Below are 13,389 nucleotides of genomic sequence, written 5' to 3'. Positions count from 1 at the left end.
CTAAATTTTCTTCTATCACTATAATCTAACTTTCTTTAACAAACTTTTCCCAATGAATGAATATTTTTGTTAGAATTTCGCGTTTTCCGCCATCATGAGAATACCCGTGAGTGATATCGAATCTTTAAAGACTCAATTAGATACCGTTCTTCATGAAGCGCTTGCCACATTATCAAATGCAAACGATACCGCTTCTTTAGAAACTGTCAAAAATACATACCTATCTAAAAAAGGTGTTTTTGCTCAACATATGCAAGCGCTTGGTAAAGCAGATCCAACGCTTCGCCCTCAATTAGGAAAAATTATCAACGAAGCAAAGGCTTGTTTTCAACAAGCATTAGCTGAGAAAAAAGAAGCCATTCAATCTGCTGAGCTAGCAGAAAAACTCGCTGCCCAAAAAATTGATATTACCCTACCCGGAAGAAAGCGCTTTAGTGGAAGTTTACACCCTATTACGCTTACTCGTCGTCGGATTGAAAATTGGTTCAAACAGCTAGGCTTTGTCGTTCGTACAGGACCTGAAATTGAAGATGATTTTCATAATTTTACTGCATTAAATATCCCTGCTCATCATCCTGCACGAGCTATGCAAGATACTTTCTATTTTCCAGATGGAACGGTATTACGTACACAAACATCAAATGTACAAATCCACTCCCTAGAAAAAGAAAAATTGCCTCTGCGTATGATTGCGCCGGGACGCGTCTATCGCAGTGATTCAGATATGACACATTCCCCGATGTTTCATCAATGTGAAGGACTGGTTGTTGATGAACACTCGACCTTTGCTGACCTAAAAGGTTTGCTGATTCATTTCTTAAGAGATTTCTTTGAGCGTGATGATTTACAAGTGCGTTTTCGTCCCTCATTTTTCCCTTTCACTGAACCTTCTGCAGAAGTGGATATTGCTTTCTTTGAAGGGGAAGGAAAAGATGCAAATTGGTTAGAAGTTTTGGGTTGTGGGGTCATTCATCCGAATGTTCTAAAAAATGTCAATATTGATGCTGAGAAATATCAAGGCTACGCTTTTGGAATGGGTATCGAACGATTAGCAATGCTACGCTATGGCGTCCGTGATTTACGTCAATTTTTTGAAAACGACGTCCGTTTCTTACGTCAATTCCAAAACGAATTCTGAGGTTTTTATGCAATTATCAACTGCTTGGCTAGCTGCCGATTATGGATTAGAACTATCGCCAGAAGCATTAGCAAAACGCTTAACAATGGCAGGATTAGAAGTTGATTCTATGGCACCTGCTGCTGGCACATTTTCAGGTGTTATCGTTGGAGAAGTTACAGATCTTATGCCACATCCAGATGCCGATAAGCTACGCATTGCAACTGTCAATACAGGTAAAGAGCGATTACAAATCGTATGTGGTGCGCCAAATGTTGCTAAAGGGGTTAAAGTTCCTGTTGCGCTCATCGGTGCGCAATTACCCGGAGATTTTAAAATCAAAAAATCTAAACTTCGCGGCGTGGAATCTTTTGGAATGCTTTGTTCTGCACGCGAACTTGGCATGAGCGATGACCATAGTGGCTTACTCATTTTGCCAAAAGATGCCCCTATCGGTGAAGATATCCGAGAGTATCTTCAATTAAATGACACCCTTATTGATATTGATTTAACGCCTAATCGTGCAGATGCCTTTTCTATGCGTGGATTAGCGCGTGAGGCTGCTATGCTTTTCAAACAGCCTTTTACCCCACCAAATATTCAAACCGCTAATGAAGAAAGCGCTCAAAAAATCTCTATTGATAATCATGCGCCACAAGATTGTCCGCTTTATCTCGCGCGCGTCATTACTAATATTGATAATACTCGCCCAACGCCTTTATGGTTACAAGAACGCCTAAGACGCGCTGGTGTCCGCACACATGATCCTATAGTAGATGTTACCAATTATGTCATGATGCAATTAGGCACGCCTCTACATGCTTTTGATCGCGATAAAATTGGAGAAACCATTGTTATTCGTCGCGCGCAGAAAGGAGAAACCCTCAAGCTCATCAATGACAATACCGCTAATCTAGATGAAGAAGTTCTCGTTATCGCCGATGAAAATCATCCTTTAGCGATTGCTGGCGTGATGGGTGGTGCAGAAAGTGGTTGTTCCACAGAAACGCATACTATCGTTTTAGAATCCGCCTGGTTTAATCCTGTAACCATCGCAGGCAAAGCACGTCGCTTTGCGCTTTCTAGCGACAGTGCTCAACGTTTTGAGCGTGGTGTGGACTACACCTTACAAAAGCAAGCGATGGAATTAGCGACTCAGCTCATTATTGATATTTGTGGTGGTCAAGCAGGTAGCATTAACCAAGCCATTTATGAGAATGATTTACCTCATAGAGAAACCATTATTTTAAAAGAATCTGCCATTGAAAAACGTATTGGTCGAGCCTACCCTCATGAGCAAGTTACCGAAACTTTCCAAGCGCTTGGTTGTGAAGTTCAGGAAACTGAAGACGGTTGGAAAGTTTTACCGCCCGCTTGGCGCTTTGATATGGAAATTCCAGAAGACCTTATTGAGGAAATTGCGCGGGTTGACGGATACGATAATATTCCCAATCACTTACCTATAACAACTTATCAAAAAGATAGCTTACCGCCGAATGCAGAAGCCTATTATGCCGATAAATTGGCAAGTTTGGGTTTTAGAGAAGTCATTGCTTATAGCTTTATCGATAGAAATAGCCATTCAATTTATTTTGGCAATACCCCGACTGTTAATCTTCATAACCCAATTTCTGCTGAATTAGCTGAGATGCGATTAAGTTTAATTCCCGGGTTGGTAAATACCCTTCTTTATAACCGTAATCGTCAACAAAACGATTTATTTTTATTTGAAATAGGAAAAATTTTCCTCTCTTCAGGAAAAAATGCCGCAGATGCGAAACAGCCAACTCGAATTGCTGGCGTAATGAGCGGATTATCTGTTCCTGAACAATGGACAGAAAATAATCGAGTCATTGATTTTTATGACTTAAAAGGTATTGTAGAAACGCTTTTAGACGGACTTGAGGCAGAATATCGCCCAAGTAAACTTAGCTATTTACATCCTGGGCAAAGTGCAGACATCTATATCAATAATCAATACATTGGTTATTTAGGTGCTTTGCATCCGCAAACATTAAAACAATTAAATACCAAAGGTGGCGACATTTGGGTATTTGAAATTGACCCAAGCCATCTTGAGCATACTCATACGCCTAGCTATCAAGCAATTACGCGTTATCCAACGGTACGCCGTGATTTAGCATTAGTGGTAGATACACAGATAAACGCAGCAGAACTGGCTGAAACGCTGCGTAAAAACGGAAGTGATAAACTTCATCATTTTTACTTTTTTGATCAATATCAAGGTGAACATTTGCCAAAAGGTAAGAAAAGTCTTGCAGTTGCCCTATTCTTACAAGATAGTGAAAAAACCTTGCAAGATGAAGAAGTTGAAAGTATCATTTCGCACCTTGTGGAAACTTTGCGCCATGAACATGGTGCTGAACTTAGATAATAAACGTTAAAGATAAAGGCATATATAATGACGCTAACTAAAGCAGATATCGTAGAATCTCTTATTGCACAAATTAAACTTCCACGCCCAGAAGCACGTGACATTGTTGATGCGCTGTTTGAAGAAATTCGCGCTTGTTTAGCTGCTGGTGAACCTGTTAAATTATCAGGCTTCGGCAACTTTGAATTACGAGATAAAAGCCAACGTCCTGGTCGTAACCCAAAGACTGGCGAAGAAATTCCTATTACCGCTCGTCGTGTCGTAAGCTTCAAAGCAGGCCAAAAATTAAAAGCGCGTGTTTCTGAAAGTAAACCACGATAAGGCATTCATAACTAAATGCCTCAAAAGAAAAGCCGCAGAAAAAATTCTGTGGCTTTTTTGATTTTATTAAGTAAATACCAATTTCCAAAAACTATTTATAGTGCAATCAGCTAAAAAACAGAACACCATTTACCGCCAGAAGCACTAAGGTAATGTTTATAAAACGTCCTGTTTTTTAGTTGATTTGACTATATTTGATATCTGCTTATCTTTCTCTCTTTTTACCAACTCTTTTCTAAGCACCTTACCAACGTTAGACTTTGGCAGCTCCTCAATAAACTCATAAGCTTTGGGTCTTTTATAATTGGTGAGATTTTCGCTCGCGTATTGCTTTAAATCTGCTTCTGTAAGTTGACTATTAGGCGTCTTGACAATAAAGGCTTTTGCACGCTCCCCACTATCAGAACAATTAACACCAATAACTGCAACCTCCATTACATCAGGATGCTTCGATAAAACTTCTTCTATTTCGGTTGGATAGACATTAAATCCAGAAACCAAAATCATATCTTTTTTACGATCAACAATTTTTAAAAACCCACGCTGATTCATCGTTGCCATATCGCCCGTTTTGAACCAGCCATCTTCGGTAATAGCATCTTTGGTTTCTTCTGTTTGGTTCCAATAGCCTTGCATTACCTGTGGACCTTTCACCCATAATTCCCCCGGCTCTCCTTCATCTGATAAGCTTCCGTCTTCATTTCGAATACTCACAATCGTTGAAGGCAAAGGATAGCCAATTCCATTGGTAAACTTATCGTTAAACAACCAGTTCACCGCTACAATCGGAGAAGTTTCAGTTAACCCATATCCTTCAATAATTACATTTCCAGTAATCTCTTGCCAACGCTCTGAAACCGTTTGTTCTAATGGCATTCCGCCTGAAACGACAAATTTAATTTGACTAAAATCTAATTTTGCAAAATCTGGTTGGTTCATTAAGCCTTTAAATAAGGTATTTAATCCTGTCATAACACTAAAGGGATGCTTTTTCAGTGTGTTAATAAAAGACTTCATATCACGAGGATTGGTAATTAAGATACTGTGCATTCCCAAACCCGGAAAACACAAGGCATTAACTGTGCAGCAAAAAATGTGATACATCGGCAAAGGTGTAATACAAATCAGAGATTTTTGGTTAATTGCACTTCCAACCCAACAATCTACCTGTCTAAGATTGGATAAAATATTGCCATGAGTAAGCATTGCACCTTTTGCTCGTCCGGTAGTGCCACCGGTGTACTGTAGCATTGCAACATCTTCAGCAGAAAGTGTTGGAGATTCAAAAGATAAAGCTACGCCCTGTTTCATCACTTCTTTATAGCTAATAGCATTTGAAAATTGATAATTTGGAACTAGCTTTTTAATGTATCGAATCACAAAATTGATAATCACACCTTTCCAAAAGACGTGTTCATCACCAAATCGAGTAATAATAATATCCTGAATATTGGGCAATTCACTCCGTACTTCACTTAGTGTATGGGCAAAATTTTCAGCAATTAAAATTCCTCGAACATTTGCATCTTTGAGTTGATGGCTTAGTTCCCTTGCCGTATATAAAGGATTAACATTAACAATTTCAACTCCTAACAATAGGCAACCATACATTGCAATAGGATATTGCAATAAGTTGGGCATCATAATGGCAAAACGATCGCCTTTTTTATATCCCAAAGTTTTTTGAAGATACGCAGCAAATTCCTCTGCTCGCTTAATCGTTTCATTAAAACTTAAAGTCGTTTCAAAATTGGTAAAAGCAGGTAGGTCACCATACCGTTCACCAAGCGAATAAATAAACGCTGATAAATTATCATAAGGTGAAGAAGTTAATTCTCTAGGAATTTCCTCAGGATATTGGTCTAACCAAGGGGTAGGAACTACTTCATTCATTCTAGGTTCTCCTCTATTTTAGGTTATTCTCTGTAGTTTGCATAAGCTGCTTTTGAATATATTTCGACACCGCTTCTGCATTTTCACGATTGCCCCAGCATACATTAAATGGCTGGCTATTTCGTCCTAAATGAAAAATCGTTATCGTATGCTCTAAGCAAACATATTTCACCGCACTACGCAAAACCATCATAAACTGAAAAGCATCCGAAGTATAAAGCCAATTAGCAGCTCCACCTGTTACTTGCATAATAGCTTTAAATCGCATTGCTAAAATTTTTGAGTGTTGTTGTTCGTAGGCAAATGGAATGACACTAAAACTCATACTTTCATCGACCATCCGAACTTCGGTTTGGTCTTTACTGCTACTTAAGCCAAGTAATTTATGCGGATTAACAGCTAAGTCTGGAGCAATAGTAATCAACCCATGCTTAGTACAGATTAAATCAAACATTTTGCGCATTTCAGCTTGTGTTGCATAAGAATACTCTATCGTATCCGAAATACCATGAATAGTAACAAAAAAATGACCAATTCTATCTTTCTTATATTTTATCCAAGCGATGTCTGATATCTGCTCACGGGTCATTTGTATACTCCTTTAATCGAATGAGCTTATAGCTTAACATTAAATATTTTTGAAAGTTTATACTTCCCCAGCTTCTAATATCAACCAGCGCTCCATTAGCGTATCTAGTTCAGCTTGCACTTGCTCAATTTGGGCATAAACATCTGCCTGTTGCGTATGTGGACGCTGATGAAAATCAGCTTGTGCGATTTCATCATGAAGTGTTTGTAAACGCATTTCAGCAGCATCAATTTCTTCTGGTAGTGCTTCTAATTCTCGCTGATATTTATAGCTGAGTTTGGGTTTATTCGCTTTTTCTGGCGCAGCACTTGATAGCGCTGTATCTTTTTCAGATGCTTTTTCATTGATAAACGACTGTTGCTCCGTCGTTGCTTCTAATTGTTCAATTGCTCCCCCTTGAGCGAGCCAATCAGCAAACCCTCCGGGGACTTGTTCTATGATTTCTTTTACCTGATTAAAGACCCAAGAGCGAGTCACAACTTCATCTAAAAAAGCTCTATCATGACTCACAATTAGCACAGTTCCCGGATACTCATCCAAAACTTCTTCTAATAATTCTAAAGTTTCGATATCTAGGTCATTTGTAGGCTCATCTAATACCAAAACATTTGCTGGTCGAGCCAGTAACCTAGCGAGCATCAATCTTGCACGTTCTCCTCCAGAAAGCGCAGATACTGGCGTATTCCATCGTTCTGGTGGGAATAGAAAATCTTGTAAATAAGCGGCAATATGTTTTCGATTGCCATTGATTTCTACATAATCTTTACCTTGCCCTAAGCTTTCTCGTAAAGTTTCATTGGGATCTAATTGCGCCCGTAATTGATCAAAATAAGCAACTTCTAAATTCGTTCCTAAACGAACTTCTCCTGTTTGTGGTGTAATTTTTCCAAGCAAGACATTAAGTAAAGTGGTTTTTCCCACCCCATTGGCGCCGATTAAACCAATTTTTTCCCCACGCTCAACGATATCCGTAAAATTGGTAATCAACTTAGGCGCATTAGGATGAGCAAATGACACATTTTCTGCCACGATAACTTGCTTACCAGAGCGTTCTCCAGCATCGATACGAATAGTTGCTTTTCCTTGCTGTGCAATTCTTTTTGCACGCTCTTCACGCATGGCTTTCAAAGCTCTTACGCGCCCTTCATTTCGTGTACGCCGTGCTTTTATCCCTTGACGTATCCAAACTTCTTCTTCCGCCAATTTCTTATCAAAACGCGTGTTCGCTTCTGCTTCAGCATGCAACATTTCTTCTCGTGTTTTTAAGAAACGGGAATAATCAGAAGCAACATCTAATAAACGTCCACGATCCAATTCCCAAATACGGTTTGCTACATTTTTCATGAATAAGCGATCATGAGTCACAAAAATAACGGCACCAGAAAAACGATTGAGAAACTGCTCTAACCATGCAATAGCACCAATATCTAAATGGTTAGTTGGTTCGTCTAATAATAAAACTTCAGGGGAACGAACTATTACTCTTGCTAACCATACTCTACGACGCCAACCGCCAGAAAGCTCTGACATTTTCGCATCGCCATTTAAATCAAATTGAGCTAGGGCACTATCAATTTGTTGCTCGACTGTCCAACCATTTGCAGCATTAATCTCTGCTTCTAAAGCCGATATCTCCTCCGCATGTTCAGCATTAAAATCATGACTTAATTGCTGATAGCGTTCTAATGCCTGAAAAACATTTGCCAATCCCTCGCGAATAACTTCTCGAACGGTTCTAGCATCGGCAGCTGGTGGGTCTTGCGGTAAATAAGCAACTCGTACACCTTCTGAAAATTGAATTTCCCCATCATCAGGTTGCTGCGCACCACGAATAACATTTAATAACGTAGATTTTCCTTCGCCATTACGACCAAGCAAAGCAATTTTTTCTCCTTTTTCAATACTGAAGCTCACATTATCAAGCAAAGGCTTCCAACCAAAAGCCAATGAAAGTGATTTCGCGGTCAATAAAGGCATAATTATTCATTCCAGTTATAAAAAATGGAATTTTAGCATTATTAAAAATTCAAGTATCATGGCAGCAACGAATTTAGTAAAAATCAACATTATGGACTGGTTATCTCGACCGAAATATCGACGTATTGGATTTCAAATCCTCGCTATATTAGTTGTTTGCGGAATAATTGGCTTTTTCCTCTACAACATGACCAATAATCTCCAGCGCTTTCATCAAGACATTAACTTTGCCTTTTTGAAAGATCGTGCCGGCTTTCCTATTAGCCAAAGCTTAATTTCCTATAGCGATGATGATAATTATCTAAGCGTTTTTTGGGTAGGGCTATTAAATACACTTTTAGTATCTGTTTTAGCAGGAATTGCAGCGACTATTTTAGGCGTATTACTAGGCGTATTACGCTTATCTAAAAACTGGTTAGTCACTAAAATTGTTGGGGCTTATATAGACCTTTTTCGCAACATCCCATTATTGCTACAGATTTTTTTCTGGTATTTTGCGGTTCTTTCCGTATTACCACCTCCTCGCACCAGTACCCTCACCCTTGGCTGTGATGAAGCCCATAGCTGCTTAGCCGCACTCAGTAATCGAGGACTTATGTTGGCATCTCCTCATTGGGATAGCCTACTTATCAGCACTTTATGGTTATTTGCAGCTGGCATAGCCATTAGCTTAACACTCCACTTTTGGAATCATCGTCGTCAACGCAATACCGGAAATTTTTTATCTTTAGGTTGGCTATACCTCTTCTTAATAAGTGTTTTACCCGTTGGCATTTATTTTTTACTAACCTCACCAGAACACTATAGCTTACCGACCCTAAAAGGCTTTAACTATCGCGGTGGATTAACTATCCTGCCCGAACTTGCTGCGCTTTGGCTAGCACTAACCCTATATAGTGCCGCTTATATTGCCGAATATGTGCGAGCCGGGATTCAAGCGGTTCCTAAAGGACAATTTGAAGCAGCAGCATCATTAGGGCTGTCAGGCAATCGAATTATGCGCTTAGTTATTCTTCCTCAAGCGCTGAGAGTTATCATACCGCCACTAACCAATCAATATTTAAATGTCGTTAAAAACTCTTCTTTAGCAGCGGCTATTGCCTATCCTGACTTAGTTTCCGTCTTTACAGGCACCGCATTAAACCAAACAGGACGCGCCGTTGAAATTATCAGTATCACAATGGCAGTCTATCTCTTTATCAGCTTACTCATTTCTCTTGGCATGAGTATCTATAACCGTTATACCGCGATTAAGGAGCGATAATGCAAACCTATCTTCCCGATCGTCTTCCACCTTCAGGTAGCACTGGCTTTATCGCATGGCTACATAAACGCTTATTCTCCTCTATTGGAAATACGCTACTTACCCTATTGGGCTTCCTATTTCTTTGGTGGATTATTCCGCCCTTCTTAAACTGGGCGGTTTTTCATGCAACTTGGCATGCTGATAACAGCGCACAATGCCAAACAGGTGGCGCATGTTGGGCATTTATTCGTTCACGCTTTGCCCAATTTATGTATGGATTTTATCCAGATGAACTACGCTGGCGAGTTAACCTTGTCTTTTTACTGATTGTACCGGCATTTTTACTCACCGTATTATTTACCAAAGGTAAAGCACGCGGTTGGGCTGTGCTAGCAGCTATGCTAATCATGCCAATTATCAGCTGGATATTACTCAGAGGCGGGCTATTTGGGCTAACTTCTGTCCCGACAGCTAAATGGGGCGGAATGATGCTAACATTGGTTGTTTCCTCCGCAGGAATTTTATTCTCTCTTCCTCTAGGGATTTTATTGGCATTGGGGCGTGTCTCCGATATACCCATTATTCGTTGGATATGCATTGCTTTTATTGAAATATGGCGCGGCGTTCCGCTAATTACCATTCTTTTTATGGCAAATATAATGTTGCCCCTCTTCTTACCAACTGGAATGACTATTGATAACCTCATTCGTGCACTAATTGGCGTCGCCCTCTTTGCTTCCTCTTATATGGCGGAAGTCGTTCGCGGCGGTTTGCAAGGTTTACCTAAAGGGCAATATGAAGCCACAGACAGTCTAGGATTATCCTATTGGGCAAAAATGCGCTTAGTCATCTTACCTCAAGCCTTGCGTATCGTCATTCCAGCGATTACCAATACCTATGTTGGACTATTTAAAGAAACCACGCTTGTTTCTATCATTGGGCTATACGATTTTCTTGGCATTGTTCACAGCGCTAGCCAAGACCCACAATGGTTAGGACGCGGTATGGAAGGCTATGCTTTTTGTGCTATTGTGTACTTTATTATCTGCTATGGAATGACTCGATTTAGCTATCGCGTCGAAAAACATTATCAAACGACTCATAACGCTTAATTCCTATGACACCTATGATTACCATCGAACATCTCAATAAATGGTATGGAAAATTCCATGCTTTAAAAGATATCAATCTCACCGTTGAAAAAGGCGAACGCTTAGTTATTTGCGGTCCTTCAGGTTCAGGGAAAAGTACCCTTATTCGTTGCATCAATCGCCTAGAAGACTATCAAGAAGGTACCATTGCCATTGCAGGAGAAGTACTCGATGGTTCTATTCGCCAAACCCGTCAGCTCCGCCGAAAAGTGGGCATGGTCTTTCAACAATTCAATCTATTCCCTCACCTTACTATCCTAGAAAACCTCACCTTAGGGCCAATATGGGTCAATAAAATCCCACAACACGAAGCTGAAGAAACTGCTCGTCGCTATCTTGCCCGTGTTGGAATAGAAAACCAAGCCAACAAATATCCTGGACAGCTCTCTGGCGGACAGCAACAAAGAGCGGCCATTGCGCGCACTTTGTGTATGAATTGCGAAGTCATTTTATTTGACGAACCCACGTCTGCACTGGACCCAGAAATGATAAAAGAAGTGCTAGATGTGATGATTGAGCTAGCCGATGAATCAGAAATCACCATGCTTTGCGTTACCCATGAAATGGGATTTGCGCACCGAGTGGCAGATCGCGTCGTTTTTATGGATAAAGGGCAAATTATGGAAATTGCTCCACCAGAACGATTCTTTACTGCACCTGAACATCCACGCGCAAAAGAATTTTTAAGTCAACTATAGCAAAACACTCTTAACTTTACCTACAATTTTACTTACCTTACTTAAATGCTGTATATTATCTACTAGATATTTTCTCGTATGTAAATTAAGATATTTATCTATAGAGACATAGCAGAATAATAAAGAAACTTTAGAGTTTATTTATGACAAGTGAAATACAAATATTTTTAGCAAGCTTTATGACAAACTAAATACTAAAGAAATTAGCTATTTTTAGTGATTAAATAAGTTACTCCGTTAAACAAGTATATACAAAAAAAATGGAGACCTTTGCAAACCTCCTAAAAATAGAGAAATTTCAATTTTTCAAATTTTGAAAATGTATTAAAATCATGTCGTTAGTTTTTCTACTAGTAGCAAAAATTAGTGTAAAATGGAATTTTGCAAAGGTCTCAAATGGAATATTTATTATATAAAACTATAATAGCAAGATAAATCATTATCTTTCATAATTTAAATTCAAGAAATTTTTATTTTCCAAAAGAATATTCTGTACTTCAGATAGAATAAAAATCTTGTATACTATTACTTACAATATCGGATTAAGAATTATGAATTCTACCAATACCCCCTTATTTATAGCTAAGCGCCTACAACAGCCAGCATGGATAATTCTATCTATCTATTTTGTATTCATGATATCTGATCTTACCCATGATAGTTTCATGCCTTTAATATTAGAAAAGTTTGATTGGAAAAAATTTGTTATTTCATTAATAACTCTTATAATTTATTTTTCTACAACAATTGAGTGTTATATTTGGCTAAATCCATTAGAAAAAAAATAATCAACAAAAAAGAATTAATATTATTTCTTATTCATTTAATTATATATTTATGTTCAATAATGTTTCTATCATTTTTAACATATCCGTTAAAAGATATTTTTACTGTAGAAAAATATGCCCAATGGTTAGAAATAGTTAGCAATTTTCTTTGTTATTATACAGTCTACAATATATTAACCATCACTATAAAATTAAAATCAATATTCATTAATAAATATAAGAAATCAAAAAATCATTTAAGTCACTTTAGAGAAATTAAAATAGAAATTTTAGCAATAGTTCTATATTCTTTTTTTTCAATATTATTCCATCTTGAATCAAAAAATTTACAACCCTCACTAGCAATACCAACTCTCTCTATTATATATATACTATTATTATTTATAACATATTTATTTTGTTACTATATATTATGGTGGAAATCTTGGTACTTTGATCAACTACTTTATAAGTAAAATGAATATTTTCTCTACATCTGATATAATCAGTATTATCGATTTAATTATATTATTTCTCATTCCAGTAAAAATCAATAAAGAAAATAATAAAAAAGCAAAAATAGAACTAACCATTTTCCTCCACAAAAAATATTGATCTATTGATCTTTTGAGAATTATACCAAAATTATTATCCTTAGTTACACTATTCAGAAAAAATGCCAGTCTCTACCAAAATCTAAAAGAAATAGTTATCATCAAGCTGTTTTATAGTTAAATCACTTAGAATCCAATCTATTCAAAGCAGATATAAAGAACAACTTGTAGTAGAATTATCAAAAACAAACTGAGCATATCCTATGACCTACTGCAGCCAATTCCGACAGAAAATTCTTAACGATATTGCTAATGGAGAAACTTGGCGCGCTGTTGCAAAGCGCTACAAGATCAGCAAATTCACCGTCTATAGCTGGATTAAAAATCCCCATCCTAAAGGCTTTACTGAGCGTAAGCCCTCAAAGATTGATGATGAAGCCTTGCTTAAGGATATTGAGCAGTATCCCGATGATTACCAATGGGAAAGCGCTAGACGTTTTAATTGCTCGCAATCAGCGATTTGTTATGCTCTAAAGCGACTAAAGATAACGCATAAAAAAAGATTAACCAACATCCAAAAGCCGACACAGAGAAAAGAGAGCACTTTCAAGAACAAATAGTGGATAAGACCGCTCAAGACAAACCGATAGTCTATCTTGATGAATGTGGTTTTAAAGCCTT

10 protein-coding genes are annotated in these 13,389 nt (G+C 38.1%); 7 read left to right on the top strand and 3 right to left on the bottom strand.

Translation table 11 applies throughout. The features are described 5' to 3' along the window. Positions 1–106: 106 nt before the first annotated feature. From pheS to A5N85_RS05105, 3 genes are read left to right on the top strand one after another with little or no spacing between them, the layout of a single operon-like run. Complete coding sequence (gene pheS / locus A5N85_RS05115; protein ID WP_282955992.1) at positions 107–1,138, top strand: phenylalanine--tRNA ligase subunit alpha; 1,032 nt, start codon at positions 107–109, stop codon at positions 1,136–1,138. Between the two features lie 7 nt (positions 1,139–1,145). Further along, the gene (pheT, locus tag A5N85_RS05110) at positions 1,146–3,512 is read left to right on the top strand and encodes a phenylalanine--tRNA ligase subunit beta (RefSeq protein ID WP_072576266.1); all 2,367 of its coding nucleotides are present in this window, start codon (positions 1,146–1,148) and stop codon (positions 3,510–3,512) included. Between the two features lie 27 nt (positions 3,513–3,539). Continuing rightward, the gene (locus tag A5N85_RS05105; RefSeq protein WP_072576265.1) at positions 3,540–3,833 is read left to right on the top strand and encodes an integration host factor subunit alpha; all 294 of its coding nucleotides are present in this window, start codon (positions 3,540–3,542) and stop codon (positions 3,831–3,833) included. 156 nt (positions 3,834–3,989) lie between these two features. On the opposite strand, the gene A5N85_RS05100 is transcribed toward A5N85_RS05105, so the two are convergent. From A5N85_RS05100 to A5N85_RS05090, 3 genes are read right to left on the bottom strand one after another with little or no spacing between them, the layout of a single operon-like run. Next, a complete protein-coding gene (locus A5N85_RS05100; RefSeq protein ID WP_072576264.1) occupies positions 3,990–5,726 on the bottom strand; it encodes an AMP-binding protein in 1,737 nt (578 codons plus the stop codon). Positions 5,727–5,739: 13 nt separating this feature from the next. Beyond that, positions 5,740–6,315, bottom strand: a complete 576-nt coding sequence (locus tag A5N85_RS05095) for a hypothetical protein (protein ID WP_072576263.1) — start codon at positions 6,313–6,315, stop codon at positions 5,740–5,742. A 57-nt stretch (positions 6,316–6,372) separates the two neighbouring features. Beyond that, complete coding sequence (locus A5N85_RS05090) at positions 6,373–8,292, bottom strand: ATP-binding cassette domain-containing protein (RefSeq protein WP_072576262.1); 1,920 nt, start codon at positions 8,290–8,292, stop codon at positions 6,373–6,375. A gap of 58 nt (positions 8,293–8,350) precedes the next feature. Between A5N85_RS05090 and A5N85_RS05085 the strand changes: the two genes are divergently transcribed. The 4 genes from A5N85_RS05085 to A5N85_RS05065 all read left to right on the top strand — a co-directional run bounded on the left by A5N85_RS05085 (position 8,351) and on the right by A5N85_RS05065 (position 13,328). Beyond that, a complete protein-coding gene (locus A5N85_RS05085) occupies positions 8,351–9,556 on the top strand; it encodes an amino acid ABC transporter permease (RefSeq protein ID WP_084601646.1) in 1,206 nt (401 codons plus the stop codon). Next, entirely contained in the window at positions 9,556–10,650 is a 1,095-nt protein-coding gene (locus A5N85_RS05080) for an amino acid ABC transporter permease (protein WP_072576261.1), read from the top strand. Before A5N85_RS05085 ends, A5N85_RS05080 begins: the two co-directional genes overlap by 1 nt. Before the next feature lie 5 nt (positions 10,651–10,655). Further along, on the top strand, positions 10,656–11,387 hold the full coding sequence (locus A5N85_RS05075) for an amino acid ABC transporter ATP-binding protein (RefSeq protein ID WP_072576260.1): 732 nt from the start codon (positions 10,656–10,658) through the stop codon (positions 11,385–11,387). 1,584 nt (positions 11,388–12,971) lie between these two features. Then, positions 12,972–13,328, top strand: a complete 357-nt coding sequence (locus A5N85_RS05065) for an IS630 transposase-related protein (RefSeq protein ID WP_072576138.1) — start codon at positions 12,972–12,974, stop codon at positions 13,326–13,328. The last annotated feature ends 61 nt before the right edge of the window (positions 13,329–13,389 follow it).

This window comes from Suttonella ornithocola (genome assembly GCF_001889065.1).
Taxonomy (GTDB): domain Bacteria; phylum Pseudomonadota; class Gammaproteobacteria; order Cardiobacteriales; family Cardiobacteriaceae; genus Suttonella_A; species Suttonella_A ornithocola.
This window is presented reverse-complemented; position numbering and strand designations above follow the sequence as displayed.